Below are 19,342 nucleotides of genomic sequence, written 5' to 3'. Positions count from 1 at the left end.
ACATTAGGCCCCATAGCGTGCATCAGCAGGAAGTTGGAAGGATTTGCCTTCTGACCAACCATCTGGGATACACGGGCTGCCATAGGAACAGCAGAAACGCCTGCAGAACCGATAAGCGGATTGATTTTGCCACCGGAAAGACGGCACATAATCTTACCAAGCAATACGCCAGCTGCAGTACCGCCAGCAAATGCCAACAGACCGAGGAGAATGATCTCGATAGTCTGTACAGTAAGGAAGCTTTCTGCACTCATGGTCATACCAGTACCGGTTGCCAAGAAAATGGTAACCATATTGCACAATGCATTCTGGGAAGTATCTGACAGACGGTCAGTTACACCGGACTCACGGAACAAATTACCCAACATCAGACAGCTGATCAAAGCTGCTACAGGTGGCAACAGCAAGGAAATAATGATTGCTGCAGAAATTGGGAATACCACCCGCTCAAACTTGGTTACACTGCGGAGCTGATCCATCTTGATAGCACGCTCTTCCTGGGAAGTCATCAGCTTCATAATAGGAGGCTGAATGAGTGGAACCAAAGACATATAGGAATAGGCTGCTACCGCAATAGCACCCAAAAGGTTTGGTGCCATCTTGGAAGCCATATAAATTGCTGTAGGGCCATCAGCGCCACCGATGATACCGATTGCAGATGCTTCCTGAGCAGTGAAGCCCAACGCCATTGCACCGGCCAAGGATACAAACACACCAAACTGTGCAGCTGCACCCAAGAACAAGGTATTTGGATTGGCAATCAACGGACCAAAGTCTGTCATCGCACCAACACCCAAGAAAATCAATGGTGGGAAGATCTCAAACTGAATACCATAGTGAATGAGCTGCATAACACCTGGCTCAGTCAAAAAGCCAGTGCATGGGAAATTTGCCATAATACAACCGAAAGCAATAGGTGCCAGAAGTAATGGCTCATACTCTTTAACTATAGCCATATACAGCAGGGCCAAGCCAACCAAAATCATGGCAAAATTACCCCAGGTAAAAGAGGCAAAACCACTATCAAACCAAACGGACTGAATAGAAGTCGAAAACGCTGTTAAAATTTCCATTATTTCAGTCCCTCCTTATTTCTTCATTTTCAAGCTGGTCAAGCCTTCGTTCCGGGCTGCGTTGGTCCAGCCTGGACGATCAGCCACCCTGATAGCCTTAACCTGCGAAAAACCAATACCTACAGAAGCCAATGCTGCTGCAATAGCTGCTACGGTCTCCCCAGCAATCCCCTTCTGAACCTCTGGTTTTGCTGCTGGAGCTGGAGCCGCCGCCTTTGGAGCCTCCACTTTTGGAGCTGCTGGTGCTGGTTTAGCCGTAGGATCGATTTTGTGAATCAATCTGATGTAGAGACTAAGCACAAACAGCACAGCAAACACAATTGTCATATTGATAAGCATAATAACAATTGGATTTGACACTTGAGTACCCATACATACACCGCCTTATCATATTATAAAATAAATTTATCATTACTGCTTCTTAAAGTTTATAACGCCATTGTTCAAATTTTTCTTCTTTCAGAAGAAAAATCTTCCAATTAGCGTTTCAACGAGGTAAAAGATATGCTCACCACCTGTTGTAATTTGTTTTCACCCCCACCTAAAGAGGAGGGGGACATCTTCACCTCGTTATAAGGTAAACCCTGGAGGCAGTACCCCACAAAAATATTTGTCTAACAATGCTTTATTATTATAACAGAAATTACCCTTTCTTTAAAGGACCATATTGGCATAATTTTATAAATTATGGTAATTATTCAACTTCTTTTAGCTTATTTAGGTATAATGACCGATAACCCGGATTGGCGCCCAAGCCTTTGGTTGAGCAACGAACCTCAATACCAGCCGTCATTATCGTATTTTTCCACGATGTCGGCTCGTCACCGGCCATATCATTGTTGGCATGGTCGCCCCCTACCAGCATCATCGGGCGTAAAAATACTTTTTTTACGCCCTTGGCAGTTAATCGTCTGATGACATTCTGTAAATTTGGATAATCTTCGGTTTCTACCACACCAATATGCAGTGGCAGATGCTTTTCATCAGCATACTGCTGTATCCACTCATAAACCGGATTATGGTGATTTGGCGAGCCATGTCCCATCAACACCAGTTCTTCTCCGTTCCCCAAAGCATCCAAATCTGCCAGGATTTCCGTTATTCCGGCATAATCCGCCGGTCCATTGCCTGTCAACACCGGATTAACCACTGTAAGCTGGTCAAAACGCCCTCTTACCGCCTCAGTCGCTGTGAGAATTTTATTATTAAATTCCTCTCCCGGCGTCAAATGGGTCGGCAAAACGATTACCGTCTGGTAGCCAGCCTCAACAAGATTGGCCAAAACATCATCCAAAAGCCCATAGCTAATTCCCTCCTTAGCCAGCTTTCTGACTAAAAAACGGCATGTCCAAGCCTCAAAAACATCATACCTGGGAAATTCCCGGCGAACATCGTCAATCACCGTATCAATACATTCTTTTTTTACTTTTTGGTCATACACGCCAAAACTGGTTACCACTATGGCCTGCTTCATTACCGTGCTCCCTGTTCGGCTACCACCACATCAGCAATGGAATGACAAATCTTGTCCAATACGGCCTGATCAGGTCCCTCAGCCATCACCCGGATAAGTGGTTCTGTGCCGGATGGACGCACTAAAATCCGGCCTTCGCTCCCCAGCTCAGCCTCACCAGCCTTAATGGCTTCCTTGATTTTTTCGTTGTCCTCCCAGCCATCCTTGGTCTTTACTGCTACATTTACCAGCAGCTGCGGATAGCTTACCATCATTTCATTCAGCTCAGAAGCCTTCTTGCCACTGCGCTTTATGGCAGACAATACCTGAATAGCCGTCACCGGGCCATCACCAGTAGTGTTATAATCCGTGAAAATTATATGTCCGGACTGCTCGCCGCCCAGCTTGTAACCGTTGGCCAACATATTTTCCAATACATACCGGTCACCCACCTTGGTGATTTCAGCCTTGCCGCCCAATTCCTTTATTGCCTTATGAAAACCAATATTGGCCATAACAGTCGTTACCACCGTGTTGTGAGTCAATGTACCAGCTGCAATCATTTCCTTGGCACACATCACCAGAATGTGGTCACCATCAATAATGTTGCCCTTTTCATCGACGCACAGGCAACGGTCTGCATCCCCATCATGAGCAATACCAAAATCAGCCCCCAAACCTACCACAGCATTCTGAATACGGTCCATATGGGTTGAACCACAGTTATCGTTAATATTACGGCCATTTGGTGCGTTGTTTAATACAATTACATCAGCACCCAAACGGTTCAGTACCATTGGCATTACCTCATAGGCTGCCCCGTTGGAGCAGTCCAAAACAATCTTCATGCCGTCAAACCGTTCAGTACAGGTGGATAAAATAAAATCCTTGTACTCGTTAATATATTCATGGCGATAATCAATATAGCCCATCTTGGCCCCGGTAGCCCGTGGATAATCATCACCGGCCTCGATTTTCTTCACAATACGCTCCAGCTCATCCTCAACGGAATCAGGCAGCTTATAACCATTGCCGCCAAAGAACTTAATTCCGTTATCATGGAACGGATTATGGGAAGCCGAAATTACAATACCGGCATTGGCCTTTTTCTTCTTGGTAAGATAAGCAATCGCTGGGGTTGGTATAACTCCAACAATAATCGCCCGTCCACCGGCAGAACAAATACCGGCGCAAAGTGCCGCCTCAAACATCTGACCGGAAATACGGGTATCACGGCCAATGAGGATTTTTGGCATTGTCTCAGAGTTTTCCCCAAAATACAAGGTTGCGGCCCGTCCCAGACGATAAGCCAACTCCGGCGTCAATTCAACATTAGCCTCTCCCCGGACACCATCAGTACCAAACAATCTAGCCATAATCAATAAACCTCCATATATTGATAAGAATCAAATCATACCTACATAGTATGCCCCTTTTTCTCTAAAAAAGCAAGTGCTGCGTTTATACCGTCCACCGCGGCACTCATTATGCCGCCGGCATAGCCGGCCCCTTCGCCAATCGGATACAACCCTGCCACCGACACCGACTGATAGCTGGTCCGATTCCGTACTATACGGCACGGAGCCGATGAACGACTTTCTATGCCGGTCATTACGGTGCCTGCATCGTCAAAGCCTTGGATTTTCCGGCCAAAATATGGCAGAGCATCCTTTAGCATCTGACTGACAAATCCTGGCAGACATTGCCGCAAATCCGTGGCTTGTACCCCAGGATGATATGATGGCTTGGTCAAAAAACTTTCTGACCCGGATTTTTCCTGCAAAAAATCCCCCACTGTCTGAACCGGAGCATAGTACTCACCGCCACCGGCCTTGAACGCCGCCCGTTCCCATTTGCGCTGAAACTCAATCCCCCCCAATGGATGGTCCGCAAAATCACTAGTGTTGACCGTTACCAATAGAGCGGAATTAGCCACACCGGAATCTCGGTGATAATTGCTCATTCCGTTGGTGACTACCCCGCCTTCCTCTGAAGCAGCAGCCACCACCTGACCACCGGGACACATACAAAAGGAATACGCCCCCCGTCCCAGCTCTTTGTCATTATAGGTAAGAGCATAATCAGCCACCGGCAACAGCTCGTGGCCGGCATCCGGTCCATATTGGGACCGATCAATCATCTCCTGGGGATGCTCGATGCGAACTCCTACAGCAAAAGGCTTGGCCTCCATATGCAGCCCAGCCTCATACAGCATATGGTATGTATCCCGGGCTGAATGGCCAATCCCGAAAAACACTGCTGATACCGGTATTTTCTCACTGTCATTTATGATAATGCTACTAATGGCTTCATCACTATTTTTTTCGATACCAGTTACCTGACTTTCAAACCGCACCTGCCCCCCCAGTCGGATTATTTCCTTTCGTATATTTTTTACTACCTTCCGAAGAATATCCGTCCCTATATGAGGTTTGTGTAAATATTTTATATCCTCCGGTGCCCCGGCCTCCACAAAATCCTCCAACACCTCTCTTATCAGTGGGTCAGATACTCTTGTGGTCAGCTTGCCATCGGAAAAGGTACCCGCTCCACCTTCGCCAAACTGTACATTGGATTTTGGTGTAAAGCCACCGCCTGACCAGAATTTCTGTATATCAGCGTGACGGCTGTCCACATCCCGACCCCGTTCCAGCACAATAGGCCGATAGCCTGCCCGGGCCAAAGTAAGGGCTGCAAACATCCCCGCTGGTCCAAATCCGACTACTATCGGTGGCAAATCCCCGTCGTTTGGCGGTAAATACTTCTTTCGCATCGGTTTTATCGGTGCTGGTCCAATATTTTTATCCTTCTTTAATCGGCTTAAAATCTTTTTTTCGTTACCATCTACCGTTACATCCAAAATGTAGATAAATTTAATGCTGGCTCCCTTATACCGTCTGGCATCTATCGCTTTACGCACAATTACCACCCCACTGACAGAGTGGGGTGGTAATTCCAATCGTTTTTCTGCCAAAACTGCAAGGGACCGTTTGTCATCAAAGGAAACGCTAAAATTCTGAATCCTAATCACAGCTCTATACCTCGCTAATTACTTATCCTGCAGAACCTTGTTTATACTTATTTTCACGGAAACCCGTTTGCTTGGTACAATAATTCCATCCGGCAGCTCCAGATTAACTTCCTTGTTAACATCCTCCTGAACGCCATCAATAGAAATCATTTCCGTATTTATCTCATTCATATTGGCCAGCTGATCTTTTTTACCAATAACCTCTAGCCGTTCCGGCTGTACGGCAGTACCTGCCACCACAAACTTTCTGCCCGGAGTACCACTGTATACCACCTTGATTGGTATCAGCTTCTTCTCCACTCCGTTCATAATTTTGGCCGTTATTTCAATCTCCTGTGGCACCACAACAACCGATCCAACAATATTTCCATCGCTATCCACCGGAGTCAGCTTTACCTTGCTCTTAAAATCTGTGGTATTATTCGCCAAAGGCAAATAACCAACCAAACGGGCCACTTTAGACACAGCACTTCTCGGACCGGTGATTTTTGCACTGTCCTTGTCGGGAATAATTCGTTCCAGTGCACTGCCGGCACCGGTATTACCTGTCACCTGTATATCCAGTGACATTACCTTTTCCATTAGGGCCTCCAAAGTGACCTGAACATGGGGAACAGATACCTCCAGTACCTCAAATCCTTGTGGCACAACAGTTCTTACCTTGATATCATTTTTACCTTCAGTAGCCTCTGCCAAATCAACATAGGCCTTGAAATCATCATCCTTAACTGAAGTAAACGAGGCCCGAGGGGCCCGAACCCGCAGGGTAACTTCCCGGACTTCCATTTCAACCTGATACCCCTCCGGGGCGTTCATAGTGTAAATTGGCACCGTAATAGTGGAATTCACTGACGGATTCTGTTCATTCATCACAAATCCCCACATGACAACCGCACCAATTATAGCCATTATCTTGGCAGGAAGATTTCTTCTGAATAAATTTTGAATACTATTCATCATCTTTCTTCCTCCAATTGGCAATAATGTCCTTAAAATTCAGACTTACTTTTTCTTCCTGGAACAGTGGCCGCAAGCGCTGCCGCAGGCTATCATGGTTCATATAGCGTTGTATCCGGCCATTTTCCGCAATGGAAACCACGCCGGTTTCCTCACTGACAATAATAATAACTGCATCGCACTGTTCGGATAACCCAATAGCAGACCGATGTCTGGTCCCCAGCTCGGTGCCAAGAGTGCGGTCATCGGTCAGTGGAAGATAACACCCTGCCGCCACCAGACGCTTGCCCCGAATTATTGCTGCTCCATCATGCAACGGGGTATTGGGGATAAATACATTCATCAAAAATTCCGAGGTTACCAGGGCATCTATCTTAATTCCGGTATCAATTATTTCATTGAGACCTACATTTTTTTCCACAACCAAAAGCGCACCAATTTTTTTATCCGCCATATTGAACACGGCTTTATCTATTTCATTTACCAACGAATTGGCTTCTTCCATATTGAGGCGGTTATCCATCCCAAGGAATTTGCCCTGCCCCAGTCGTTCCAATGCCCGCCGCAGCTCCGGCTGGAACACGATTGGCAAAGCCACAAAGAGTAATGTTACCGTTTTCTGCAGCAACCAGGAAATAACATGCAGCTCCATAACGCTGGCAATCATGGTAACAATCATCAACACAACAAGACCCTTTACCAAAGTTATGGCACGGGTATCCTTCAGCATTTCGTATACTTTATAAAAAATAATAGCTACTATCAGAACATCAACCAAATCCCAAATTCCAACCGTCCCCAACAGGGCGTGAAACTGGGATAGCATCGGTAATTCAAATGGCATACGCAAGACCCCTCACTCAATATAATAAACACATTCTAGCAACTTAACACAAAATCCTGCCTGACGAAAAAACATTTTTCCACCTTTTAATAATTACAATTATAAGTGTTAACTATTAAATATATCTGGATATTTTATCATTTTTCAATAATAATTATTCTTTTATTATATTATATAAGCAAAAAACTATGAAAACAAGCTGTAAAGGGTAAATAAAAACGCCTCCCGCCGGATAAACCAGGAAGCGTTTTTTCATATAAGACAATTATACAATTAGTAGGTACCAGCCACATCTATAAAGCCAAAGGTATCCTCCACCTTGCCGGTGTGCAATCCATCAATATAGTCATACATCTTCTGGGCAAATGGACCAATAGCACCATCATTTAATACCATATTTATGCCTGCTTTCTCATAGCCCAGCTCCCCTACCGGTGAAATAACCGCTGCCGTACCGGAACCAAATACTTCCTCCAGCTTGCCGGATTTATATGCCTCAATCAGCTCATCAGTGGAAATCCGTCGTTCTTCAACCTCGTATCCCCAGGCCTTGGCCACCTGCAGTACCGTGCGTCGGGTGATACCGTCCAAAATGGTACCATCCAGCTCCGGTGTAACAATTTTGTTATCAATCTTAAAGAGGATATTCATAGAACCAACTTCACCGATGTACTTGCGCTCTACACCATCCAGCCAAAGGGTCTGATCATAGCCCTTCTGATGAGCTACCAGACCGGCGTGCAGGGAAGCTGCATAATTGGCTGGTGTCTTGGCGGCACCCAGCCCGCCCCGGACAGCTCTTACATAAGTACCCTCCACCATAATCTTTACCGGTGCAAATCCATGGGCATAATATGCGCCTACCGGGCTGAGGATAATCATCAGCTTATAGGAATCACTAACGCTTACTCCCAAATATGGGTCATCAGCAAAAATAAATGGACGGATGTACAGACTCTGGCCTTCTCCATCCGGTATCCAGTCCTTTTCAATATCAATCAGCTTCATCAAAGCTTCGAATACCAATTTTTCATCCACCTGAGGAATATCAAGGATTTTCGCTGATTTATTCAAGCGGGCTATATGGTCCTTAGCTCGGAATACCACTGCCTTGCCATCCTTGTAGCGATACGCCTTGCATCCCTCAAAAATAGCCTGACCATAATGAAGTGTTGTATTTGCCGGACTCACCTTAATATCCTGATAAGGAATAATTCGTGGGTCATGCCACCCCTGACCATCATTATAATCCATTACAAACATATAGTCAGTAAAATGGGTTCCAAAACCAATTTTGGAAACATCTGGCTTATCCTTTAATTTGTCCGCTTTAACAAAACGAATATCCGCCATAAACACACATCCCCTTATCATAATATACAAATTCTTGTTACATTGTTAACAATATAGTAAGAATTATAACGCCGTTGTTATAATAATTCAAGACTTTATATCATTTTTTATCCACTTTTTTAAAGTTATTTTAGCTTAATTTATCCATGCACCTCCAGCAGGACCCTCCCAATATTATTTAATATATCTGACGCAATAAGGCCAATGCCATTTTCTTCAAAGGCCAAGTCCCCAGCCCGTCCGTGCAGATAAACCCCCAGTTGTGGAAAAGTATCCTTTTTCGCCAATTTATAAGCCCCGGCGATGGTGCCGGCCAGTACATCGCCACTACCGGCTGTAGCCATACCAGCGTTACCGACCCCAGTAGCATAGCTTCTACCATCGGGAAATACCACAATGGTTTTCTCGCTTTTTACCACAAAAATGGCATTGAATTCGCCGGCCGCCCTTTGAGTGATACCCAAAACATCATGGCGCAGCTTTTCAACCGATATTCCAAGAAGGGTTGCCATTTCCCCTAAATGTGGCGTAAGTACCGGTATCCGGTGGCAATTCCGCAAAAGCTCGCCTTGATTTCTCAGCGCATATAATGCATCCGCATCCAATATCAGCTGAGAATCAGCCTTTAGGATAAGCTCCCGTACCAGCTCCATGGTTTCTGCCTGTCGACCAAGTCCTGGCCCCAGCAGGGTGACATCAAAGTTTTTTTCCCGCTCCACCAGCACTGGCAGAGAATTCTTGCCAATATGTCCCGGCTCTGACTCAGCAACTGGAATAGTCATTACTTCTGTAAGCTTTATTTCAAATATATGATTTAGGCTTTGAGCGCAAGCCAGACTCACAATACCGGCCCCAGCCCGTATGGCAGCCATAGAGGCCAGTGCTGCCGCTCCCGTCAAACCGGTAGATCCGGCAACCACCAGAATCCGCCCGCATTCACCTTTATGCGTATCAGTAGCCCGCTGCACTATAAATCCCTTAGCTGCCTCTTCATCGATAATCATATCTATCCCTCAATTACACACTGAGCCACTGCACTATCCTTGGAATGACTTATGCTGACCCAAATTTTTTTCACGGATTTTTCCCTGGCAAAACCTTCAAACCAGCCAGACAAATGTACTTTGGGGCACCCCAGCTCATCATTGACAATTTCTATGTCCTGCATAGAGCCATTTCTAAGGCCGGTACCAAAAGCCTTCAATATTGCTTCCTTGGCTGCAAACCGTCCCGCAAAGGATTGAACACTGCTTCTGCCCCTACTTTGACAGTAGTCAATTTCTGCAGCCGTATACACCTTTTGAATAAAGGCCTCCCGCTCCACTGCTTTCCGTACCCGGTCCAATTCAATAATATCCACACCTATACCAATTATCACAGCTACTACACCTCACACAAAAAAAGAGGCTGTTGCCACAGCCCCTATTTTTTTAACGAACCGTCTGCATATCCGACTTATCAAGATGCACAGCCCGTTCAATCAACACTTCAACCCGACGGTTTTGGGTTCGCCCTTCCTCAGTGGAATTGTCCGCAATCGGTCGGTACTCACTGCAACCAAGCGCACTAAACCGGGCTGGATTTATTCTGTTATCCTGTGCCAAAATGAACTTCATAAAATTCAGGGCACGCATTGAGCTCAACTCCCAGTTGGACGGAAATTGAGCACTGTTTATTGGCACATTATCCGTATGACCGGAAATTAGTATCCGCTGTGGAATAGGTGCCACCAAAGCTGCAATAGCCGGACCAATACGCTGTACCCCTGGTACCAAATCAGCAGAACCGGATGGGAACAAAGCCTTTTCCTTGATTCGTATCATCAGGCCTTCTTCCGTCATGGTCGCATTCAAATCATCCTGCAATTCATTTTGTGAAATATATTCCTCAAGATTTTTCTTTACTGCCTCCAGCTGACTGTTCTCAGCCAGATAAGCCTCCGCACCGCCGTCCTCATCAGACAGATAATCACGGGAACTGGTGGAAGACGGGCCTGCCCCCTGGAAGAAGGACGGACCACCTGTATTAAAGGCTGAACTGAAAGCCTGTGCCATCTGAGTCAGCTTAGTTTCATCAGTCTGAGAAATTGCAAACAAGCAAATAAACAGGGCCAACAGCAATGTCATCAAGTCGGAATAAGGCAGCAGCCACGCCTCTGATGCTTCTTCTTCATGAGGCTTTGGTCTTTTTTTCTTAGCCATCTACTATTCCTCCTTCTTCAAGTCCTCACGGGCTGTCTGAGGGATAAATACCATCAGCTTGGCCTCGATTGCAGTAGGAGAGTCACCTGCCTGCAGAGACAAAATGCCTTCGATAATCATACGCTTCTGATTGATTTCCTGCTCGGACAGAATCTTCAGCTTGTTACAGAACGGAAGCCAAAGTACATAACCGGTAAATATACCAAGAATTGTCGCAACGAACGCCGCCGCAATGGAGTGACCCAGCTTATCGATATCATTCAAGTTACCAAGAGCTGCAATCAGACCTACTACGGCACCAAGTACGCCCAGGGTCGGCGCATAGGTTCCTGCCTGAGAAAACATTGAACGGTTTTCTGTATGACGGGACTGCATAATCGACAGCTCCGCATCCAAAACATCACTTACGAATTCCGGCTCCATACCATCAATAACCATACCAAGACCAGTACGGAAGAACGGATCCTCTATTTCCTGAACCTTGCTCTCCAAAGCCAGAATACCTTCCCGGCGGGCCAGCTGTGACAACTCAATAAACAGCTGCAGAAGCTCACCAGAAGATTGTAAATTATTCTTTTTGAATGTCATACCTATTAGCTTAGGAAATCTTACAACCTGATCCATTCTAAAGCCGATAAATATGCAGGATGCTGTTCCTCCTATGATGATAAGGAACGCCGCAGGATTATTTAATGCTGATATAGGAGCGCCTTTTATTACCATACCAACAAATACTGATATAAGCCCCATAACCAAGCCAACGATCGTAGCTAATTCCAAAATAATTCCCCCTGTTCAACACAATATATGTTCATTACATTCTGTTATCAATAAAAATAATCACACTTTATCTACCCAGTGTGTATATTCAATAAAAATGTGAAATTTCCTACTTGTCAGCAAAAATATATTTTAATTATACAACAAAAACAAAAGAAAAGAAACCATCACCGATAGTACCTACGACCCATAAACATGGCCTTTACCCAGCATTTTTTGTCAGTTTTCAATCCTTTTTCCCTTTGACGCTGGCTGCGGAAAAATTATCACAAATGGTTTTGGCTGACTCAGCCAGATGCACGGTGGAATTCATCAGCTCCACCACCATTCCCTCATCATAAGCCGAAACCACATTTACGGCTGTGTTATCCTGTCTTATCTTCCACATATTCTTTAATGGCATCCCCAAGGCATAGCAAAGCAAGGTTCTTATAACACCGCCATGGGCCGTTATAACAACAGTCTCACCATCATGTGCCTTCACTATTTCCAGCATTTTCTTTACAGCCCGGTCCTGGACATCCGAAAAGCCCTCACCTTGTGGGCAGGTAAGTAAATCCGGGCTCTTAAACAAAAGGGTATGCTCTTTTTCCCACTTGGCGTGAATTTCCTCATAGGTCAGGCCTTCCCACTGACCAAAATTTATCTCACGAAACGCCTCGCAGGCCACTATCGGAAGCTTGAATTTTTTTGCTACTGCCTCAGCTGTGTCCCGAGCCCTTTTCAGTGGACTGGAATATATCGCTGAAACTTGATCAAAAGGAAACCTCTCACCTAAAAGTTTAGCCTGCTCTATTCCCGCTTCACTGAGTTCAATATCCGCTTGCCCCTGGTATTTGCCCAGCTTGTTCCATACGGTCTGACCGTGCCGTACCAATATTAGTTTCGTCATGCTGTCACCCCCGGTTTTCTGCCAAAACCTGCCGAACAGTCTTCAGCAGCTGGTCATTTTCTTCTTTGAGCCTTACGGCAAATCTAACATGATAATCATCCAGCCCGGGATAATTACTGCAATCTCGCACCAAAATCCCTTTATCCCGCATTGCTTTCACAAAAACACCGCTGCGCAGGCCTGTGTTCGCCAGACTGACCAGAATAAAATTCACTGTTGGCTCGTACACAATCAGCATCTTTTCTTCTGATAATCCCCTATAAAGGCTATCCCGACAATCAGCCACAATCCGCCGGGCCGCTTTTTGGTAATATTCATCCCCCAAAGCTGCTACTCCGGCGACCTGAGCCAGCAGATTTACATTCCAAGGATCTTTTCCCTGTTCGAGAACCGTTACCAGAGCTGGATCTGCCACTGCAAAGCCCAATCGCAGGCCCGGAATGGCAAAAAACTTCGTCATAGACTGTATCACAAAAAGATTTTTATAATTAGCCGCCTGGTCAATTACAGTATATTGGTCACTATCAGTCAAAAAATCCAAAAAGGACTCATCCATTATTACAGTTGAACCAGTTTTTTTAGCACCTTCAACCAACTCAAGGACATCGGCCCGACTTATAAGCTTCCCCGTAGGATTATTTGGATTTCCCAATATTACTGCATCAAAATCCGGCAACAGCTCCAGCAGCTTTTTCTTGTCCAAAACAAAATCCGAAGCCTTATCCAAATACATATATTCAATCTGACAGTCTGCAGCCCTGGCTGCCCGCTCGTATTCACTGAACGAAGGCACCGGTATAAGCACCCGTTGTGGCCGTTGGCTATGGAAATAAATGTACAACAATTCCACTGCCCCGTTGCCCAAAATAATATTTTCAGGGTGTGTCCCATAATAAACGGAAATAACCTGCTTCAGCTTAGCCCCTGACGGATCAGGGTAGTGAACCAGGTTTTCCATATTATTCATTATTGCTTTTTTTACTTGTTCTGATAATCCCAGCGGATTGATATTGGCGCTGAAGTCCAGCAACTCTTCATTGCAGTCCCCGGCGTCATACACATTTCCCCCGTGTTCAAAAGGCTTCATTATGGCATATTACCTATTTCTTACATTGCAGCCGCCTGAAATCAAGCGCTCTGTTTCAAAATATTCCATGTGTGGGAACTTCTCCCCTATCAGCTGAACCACATTCATAACCTTTTTCATGGACTCATCCGGACTGAACAAAATTCCCATCATGGTGCCGCTGTGGGCCACATTAACCCCCAGGGCCCCCTGAGATTTCACAAATTCAATTATTTCCTCAAGCTGAGGCTTTTCCACCAGCTTTTGATTAGCCCGGGCACTTATAGTGGCCACACGGGCAATATTTTCCGGCGAAAAATCCTTGGTCAGGGAATCCACAGCCTCCAACAGCTCAGCCGGACTGTCCGTATTGCCGGCATTGGTCGAATAATCCGAATGGAACTCCACAGTATTGATTGTTCCACCAGTATCAAACATAGCAATAATCAGCTTAGGAACATCTCCATAGGTTTCCAGCAATTCACCGGTCATATAATTCATCCGGACAATGCCCGGATAAAACACGCCGTCAGTTGGTTCAATACCAGCCGCCAATTCAGCCAGAGTTTCCGGGGCAAGTTCATCATCAATAGCGGTTGCCACAGCCTGAATAACCGCCACAATATCAGCCGTACTGGCCGCCATTCCCTTGCCGGTCGGCAACTGGGATTCCAGGGCAATTCCCAATGGAAAATCCGTAAAGCCCATAAAGCTCACTGTATTTTTTAACGCAATATTTGCTTTTCTGCCAAAACCGGTTTTAGCAGAAGTACTATCTGTAACCAAAGCCCTTGAATACAAGCCGATTGGACAGGTCACCATAAACGGTTGACCATCCCGCCAGCCCTGGGCTATCTCTCCACAAGAGCCAGGTACCCAAACCTCTAAAACCATATTATATTATCCCCCTCCCGAAAAGGTAATTTCCAAACACAAAAGCAACCATAACAACCAGCTCACATAATGTGGTCACCGCACCATATACATCCCCGGTGAGGCCCCCTAAAATTCTGGTCACATAATTGCAAAAGAAAAAAGTAAACAAAAGGGCGCAAATAGTTGCCAGGGCCCCAATCATTCCCCAGGGGAGCACCAGCAACAGCCCGTATAAAAACACAAAAAATAATGATTTTCGGTCAGCGTAGCGGGTAAAAGCCTTCCCCATCCCCTCCGGTCTGGCATAAGGATAAAGGGAGATGGCCACCACCATCATCATTCTGGCAATTATTGGCATTACAAACAAGGCTATCGGCAAATTCTCCGGCAGCATATCTGATACAGCCCCATATTGGAACATCATCAGCAACACAAAGGCAACTACCCCAAAAGCCCCCGTACAGCTGTCCTTCATGATTTCCAGCATCCGCTCCCGGTCCCGGCCGGAAAAAATGCCATCCACCGTATCCATAAACCCATCGCAGTGAATGCCACCTGTCAAAAGAACCGGCAAAGCCACAAAAAATACGCAGGTCAGGTGATGTGGTAAAAATATCCCATAGCTTGGCAACAAACAACACATTATCCAGGCTATACCGCCATATATACTGCCTAAAACAGCTCCCACCAAGGGAAAATAGCGGACACTCTTGCCGAAATCATCTTCCGTCCAAACTGTCTGTTTAACGATATTTATTCTGGTCAAAAATTGCAGTCCGATAAAAAACGCCTGCATTTACAGCACTCCTACACTCAAAACAACAAACACACCATGAGAAATTATCAAAAACAAAATAGACGCCGTATACATCATACGAATAGTCTGCATTATATTCCCCGGTGACAAATCCTCCATCGGATCCCCCATATAGGCCCGAAAATGAACCTTGCCAAAATAGGAATTATAGCCCCCCAAGCGTATATGCAGGGCCCCTGCCACAGAGGCCTCCGCCCAACCGCCATTGGGACTTGGATGCTTGCTGGCATCCCGTCGCAGGATTTTCCAGGATTTTTTCCAATCAAAGCCCAGTATCAGGGCCGATATCACAAATAACAGTCCCGTAATCCTGGCCGGAATATAATTCAACACATCGTCAATTCTGGCCGCTATCCGGCCAAAATACAAGTACCGTTCATTTTTATACCCCACCATGGAATCCAGGGTATTTACCGCCCGATAAACAAAGGCCAATGGTACCCCACCTATAGCAAAAAACAACAGCGGAGAAATAATACCGTCCACCGTGTTTTCGGCAATGGTTTCCACCGTAGCCCGGGAAATCTCCCCCGCGTCCAGATTTTCAGTGTCCCGGCCGACTATCCAGCCTACTTTAAATCTGGCCTGCTCCATGTCCTTGGCCAACAAATAACCATAAAGCTCTTTACCAGCGGCCGCCAGACTTTTGGGTGAGATGGTAAAGCTCAGGAGAAACGCCTCAACTATCATTGTCAACACGCTGTTTCCCCACAAACCAACCAAATTCATTATACCATTTACCGTCAAAAAGGTGAATACCAAAACCAGAACTACCAACACACCGCCGGATATCATCTGCCACCGGGGGGTGGCCTCCTTGCTGTAAAGCGTCCGCTCCAGTCCGGCAATCAGTCTGCCGATAAGCACCACCGGATGCAGGTTGCTTCGGGGATCACCTATGACCGCATCAATAAAAAACGCTGCAATAGCCGTTATCATATACTACTCTCACTCATTATTTTTTCCAGTTTATCCATATCCAAATGCTGCTCCACAACATCCGCCAGCCGCTCATAATTTTGCTGTTTTTCCGCCATTACATTACGGGTATTGGCCAATGCAGGAAGCCCCTTGGTCAGTCTGACGGCATTTAAAAGCTGCCGTCGAAAATCATCGTTATCAAAAACGCCGTGAATATATGTGCCAAATACATTCCCCATAGCACAGGCAGTCCCTTCCACATCGTGGCAGGCCTTACGGCTCCGCTCTTTAATAGTAAACGGATGCAGGTCAGTATCATTTTTAAATTCTGTCTTGCCCATGTGAATTTCATAGCCAGTCAGCTCACTGGCCCTGATGGTCTGCCCCATAAACAGCATGTCCTGGCAGTCAGCCTTTACCTGATTGGTCAGCTTTTTGTCGGAAAAAACCGTAACCATCCCCAAAAGACCCAAGCCCTTAATACTGTCCAAATCCGACTCCGTATGGTGCGGATCCTGTATTTCTTCGCCCAGCATCTGGTAGCCACCACATATACCGATAACCGCCTTGCCGGTTTCGGCGTGGGACCTTATCAGCCGGGCAATTCCCGACTCATCCAAATAAAGCATATCTTCGGAGGTATTCTTGCTTCCCGGCAATATAACAATATCCGGCGTTCCAAAATCCGCCGCCTCTTTCACATAATACAGGGAAACATCCTTTTCATTGGCTAAGGCGTCAAAATCAGTAAAATTAGAAATTTTCGGTGTTTGAATAACCGCTATTTTCAGCTCAGCCGCTTCTTCAACCGATACCTTTTCCTGCAGGGACACAGAATCCTCATCATCAATTCCCATTTGGTCAATATGGGGAATAATGCCCAGCACCGGCTTGCCGGTTTTTTCCTCCAAGAAATCAATAGCTGGCGTCAAAAGACTCACATCGCCCCGAAATTTATTGATAACCAAGCCCTTGACCAGCGCCCGTTCATCTTCATCCAGCAATTCCAGAGTCCCCACCAGTGAGGCTAAAGCTCCCCCCCGGTCAATATCAGCAATCAACAGCACCGGTGCATTCAGATATTTGGCTACCCGCATATTCACAATATCATTGGCCTTCAAATTCACCTCAGCAGGACTGCCGGCCCCTTCAATCACAATGGTATCAAATTCCTTGTCCAAACGGGCTAAAGACTCCTTGACAGCATCAAAGGCCTTTAACGAATACCCATTATGGTATTCTCTGGCGGACATATTACCCACCGGCTTCCCCTTAATAATAACCTGAGAGCAGGCGTTACCCGTCGGCTTCAACAAAACCGGATTCATATCCACCTCCGGCTCCATTCCAGCCGCCTCTGCCTGGGCCACCTGAGCCCGGCCCATTTCTCCCCCATCACGGGTTACATAAGAATTCAGAGCCATATTCTGAGCTTTAAAGGGTACTACCCGTTTTCCCTGCCGATAAAAAATCCGGCACAGTGCTGTTGCCAAAATACTTTTTCCCACATGAGATGATGTTCCCATGCACATTATCTTCCTAGCCATTTATTTCCCCTTGCCAATTCCTATATATTTTCCTTGATATTTTTCAGGTTGACTGGCATCCCGGCTACCACCAGATACACATCCTCTGCCGCCTGAGCCAATATCTGATTGGACAGCCCCGCCAAGTCACGGTATATTCTGGCCAATTTATTTTCCGGTACAATGCCGGCCCCCACCTCGTTAGTGACAATTACCACCGTGGCATCCGAATTTTTTATGGCCATTATCAGTTCATTTAATTTCCTGGTGACCAGCTCATAGATCTGGTCAAAAGCCCCTATATCATGAACATGGCTTAAAATATTGCTGATGTAAATAGTCATACAATCAAACAGGAACATATCATATTTTTTCCCCTGTTCCGCCAAAACAGTATGGGCGTCAAAGGCTGCTTCAAAGGTAGTCCAGTCCTGAGGCCGACGCTCTTGATGCAGCTTCACCCGAAACTCCATCTCATCATCACATATCTGTGAAGTGGCAATATAGCCAATTTTTTTACCATTTTTCGCTACATACTGCTCTGCAAAGGTACTTTTCCCGCTTCTGGCACCGCCAGTGACCAAAATTATTTTTCCCATCAGTTATTATCCCTTTTCCCCGCCTTGTACAACAGGCATTTTTCCACAAAATTTACTGCCGCTTTCGGATAACCGGCAAAATGCATATGCAAATAAGAACCCAGCACATTTCCTATGCTGTAACCACCATAATAGCGTTCTCCATTTCTTGATCGGGTAAACCGAAAAGCCCGCTGATCCTGCATGGACGGGTCTGTTTCCCCGGAGAAATGAAATTCGTGGCCTTTGATAACATCACCTTTTTTGCCTAAAAGCCCGTCACAAAGCAGCTCAGCCTCCACATAACCCACCATCTGCAGCTTGGTATTCATCTTTACCTGTCCGGGTAAAACACCGCACATAGGATAAATATTCCCATCAAAATCTGTCAACGACTGGCTAAGATACATGAAGCCACCACACTCAGCATAAATCGGCATCCCCTGACCAGCTTTATCCTTTATGGATTTCATAATTGACTGATTGTCCGTCAGCCTTTCCGCAAACATTTCCGGAAATCCGCCGCCAAATATCAAGCCGTCAACCTCCGGCAATATTCAATGATTTCTGCGCCATTATGTTCCAACACCCGGATACTTTCCGGATAATAAAAGGAAAAGGCCTCATCCCGGGCCAGCCCGATTTTTACCTTTGGCGACTTCCCGGCCTGGTCAAACATTCCCTGAACAATCATCGGCGGCGCCTGATTAACTATAGAGATTATCTTATCTATATCCACCTGGGCAGCCAGTACTTGACCCAACTGATTGAGTACATCCCGCTCCTGATTTTCCTCAGCCGGCAAAAGGCCCAGATGGCGCTCAGGCATTTTAAATTTGTCATTACGCCGAACAGCTCCCAACACCGGAATATGCAGTTGTTCCATCGCCTCCCGGATAATGCGTTCATGATTATCCGAGCCCAAGCGATTTAAAATCACCCCAGCCAGCCGTACAGATGGGTCATAATCCCGA

General features: G+C 46.0%; 20 protein-coding genes and 1 pseudogene. All 21 read right to left on the bottom strand.

The features are described 5' to 3' along the window. A partial coding sequence (locus QZV24_RS07185) for a sodium ion-translocating decarboxylase subunit beta (RefSeq protein ID WP_294522159.1) occupies positions 1-1,073 on the bottom strand: 1,073 nt, incomplete at its 3' end. Positions 1,074-1,088: 15 nt separating this feature from the next. Then, positions 1,089-1,445: an OadG family protein gene (locus QZV24_RS07180; protein ID WP_290656759.1), complete on the bottom strand. Its 357-nt coding sequence runs from the start codon at positions 1,443-1,445 to the stop codon at positions 1,089-1,091. A gap of 322 nt (positions 1,446-1,767) precedes the next feature. Beyond that, positions 1,768-2,547 carry a sirohydrochlorin cobaltochelatase gene (locus tag QZV24_RS07175; protein ID WP_294522156.1) on the bottom strand — a complete coding sequence of 260 codons (780 nt, stop codon included), beginning with the start codon at positions 2,545-2,547 and terminating at the stop codon, positions 1,768-1,770. Next, positions 2,547-3,902 (bottom strand): phosphoglucosamine mutase, encoded by a 1,356-nt coding sequence (glmM, locus tag QZV24_RS07170; RefSeq protein WP_294522153.1) that lies wholly within the window; start codon positions 3,900-3,902, stop codon positions 2,547-2,549. The genes QZV24_RS07175 and glmM overlap by 1 nt, the downstream gene beginning before the upstream one ends. Positions 3,903-3,943: 41 nt before the next feature. Beyond that, on the bottom strand, positions 3,944-5,557 hold the full coding sequence (locus tag QZV24_RS07165; protein WP_294522150.1) for an NAD(P)/FAD-dependent oxidoreductase: 1,614 nt from the start codon (positions 5,555-5,557) through the stop codon (positions 3,944-3,946). An 18-nt stretch (positions 5,558-5,575) separates the two neighbouring features. After that, on the bottom strand, positions 5,576-6,517 hold the full coding sequence (locus QZV24_RS07160) for a YbbR-like domain-containing protein (RefSeq protein ID WP_294522148.1): 942 nt from the start codon (positions 6,515-6,517) through the stop codon (positions 5,576-5,578). After that, positions 6,507-7,358, bottom strand: a complete 852-nt coding sequence (cdaA, locus tag QZV24_RS07155) for a diadenylate cyclase CdaA (protein WP_294522145.1) — start codon at positions 7,356-7,358, stop codon at positions 6,507-6,509. Before cdaA ends, QZV24_RS07160 begins: the two co-directional genes overlap by 11 nt. A gap of 273 nt (positions 7,359-7,631) precedes the next feature. Next, complete coding sequence (locus QZV24_RS07150) at positions 7,632-8,711, bottom strand: branched-chain amino acid aminotransferase (RefSeq protein ID WP_294522142.1); 1,080 nt, start codon at positions 8,709-8,711, stop codon at positions 7,632-7,634. A gap of 140 nt (positions 8,712-8,851) precedes the next feature. Then, positions 8,852-9,715 carry an NAD(P)H-hydrate dehydratase gene (locus QZV24_RS07145; RefSeq protein WP_294522140.1) on the bottom strand — a complete coding sequence of 288 codons (864 nt, stop codon included), beginning with the start codon at positions 9,713-9,715 and terminating at the stop codon, positions 8,852-8,854. A 2-nt stretch (positions 9,716-9,717) separates the two neighbouring features. Continuing rightward, entirely contained in the window at positions 9,718-10,089 is a 372-nt protein-coding gene (gene acpS / locus QZV24_RS07140; RefSeq protein ID WP_294522137.1) for a holo-ACP synthase, read from the bottom strand. Between the two features lie 52 nt (positions 10,090-10,141). After that, on the bottom strand, positions 10,142-10,912 hold the full coding sequence (locus QZV24_RS07135) for a flagellar motor protein MotB (RefSeq protein ID WP_290656748.1): 771 nt from the start codon (positions 10,910-10,912) through the stop codon (positions 10,142-10,144). Between the two features lie 3 nt (positions 10,913-10,915). Continuing rightward, the gene (gene motA / locus QZV24_RS07130) at positions 10,916-11,692 is read right to left on the bottom strand and encodes a flagellar motor stator protein MotA (protein WP_294522132.1); all 777 of its coding nucleotides are present in this window, start codon (positions 11,690-11,692) and stop codon (positions 10,916-10,918) included. A 226-nt stretch (positions 11,693-11,918) separates the two neighbouring features. Then, positions 11,919-12,584, bottom strand: coding sequence for an alpha-ribazole phosphatase (cobC, locus tag QZV24_RS07125; protein WP_290656746.1), 666 nt, complete (start codon positions 12,582-12,584; stop codon positions 11,919-11,921). A gap of 4 nt (positions 12,585-12,588) precedes the next feature. Beyond that, the gene (gene cobD / locus QZV24_RS07120) at positions 12,589-13,671 is read right to left on the bottom strand and encodes a threonine-phosphate decarboxylase CobD (RefSeq protein WP_294522129.1); all 1,083 of its coding nucleotides are present in this window, start codon (positions 13,669-13,671) and stop codon (positions 12,589-12,591) included. Between the two features lie 9 nt (positions 13,672-13,680). Further along, entirely contained in the window at positions 13,681-14,544 is an 864-nt protein-coding gene (locus tag QZV24_RS07115; RefSeq protein WP_294522127.1) for a GHMP kinase, read from the bottom strand. A gap of 1 nt (position 14,545) precedes the next feature. Next, the gene (cobS, locus tag QZV24_RS07110) at positions 14,546-15,322 is read right to left on the bottom strand and encodes an adenosylcobinamide-GDP ribazoletransferase (protein ID WP_294522124.1); all 777 of its coding nucleotides are present in this window, start codon (positions 15,320-15,322) and stop codon (positions 14,546-14,548) included. Continuing rightward, positions 15,323-16,282, bottom strand: coding sequence for an adenosylcobinamide-phosphate synthase CbiB (gene cbiB, locus QZV24_RS07105; RefSeq protein ID WP_294522122.1), 960 nt, complete (start codon positions 16,280-16,282; stop codon positions 15,323-15,325). Next, the gene (locus QZV24_RS07100) at positions 16,279-17,811 is read right to left on the bottom strand and encodes a cobyric acid synthase (protein ID WP_294522120.1); all 1,533 of its coding nucleotides are present in this window, start codon (positions 17,809-17,811) and stop codon (positions 16,279-16,281) included. The genes cbiB and QZV24_RS07100 overlap by 4 nt, the downstream gene beginning before the upstream one ends. A gap of 20 nt (positions 17,812-17,831) precedes the next feature. After that, the gene (gene cobU, locus QZV24_RS07095) at positions 17,832-18,389 is read right to left on the bottom strand and encodes a bifunctional adenosylcobinamide kinase/adenosylcobinamide-phosphate guanylyltransferase (protein ID WP_294522118.1); all 558 of its coding nucleotides are present in this window, start codon (positions 18,387-18,389) and stop codon (positions 17,832-17,834) included. Continuing rightward, the gene (locus tag QZV24_RS07090) at positions 18,389-18,904 is read right to left on the bottom strand and encodes a hypothetical protein (protein WP_294522116.1); all 516 of its coding nucleotides are present in this window, start codon (positions 18,902-18,904) and stop codon (positions 18,389-18,391) included. The genes cobU and QZV24_RS07090 overlap by 1 nt, the downstream gene beginning before the upstream one ends. After that, a pseudogene (locus tag QZV24_RS07085) lies at positions 18,901-19,342 on the bottom strand (cobyrinate a,c-diamide synthase); the annotation flags it as partial. The pseudogene QZV24_RS07085 and the gene QZV24_RS07090, both read right to left, overlap by 4 nt.

Source organism: uncultured Anaerovibrio sp., assembly GCA_902786545.1.
Lineage (GTDB): Bacteria > Bacillota > Negativicutes > Selenomonadales > Selenomonadaceae > Anaerovibrio.
Note: the sequence above shows the minus strand (reverse complement) of the source record. Positions and strands in the feature narration are given on the sequence as shown.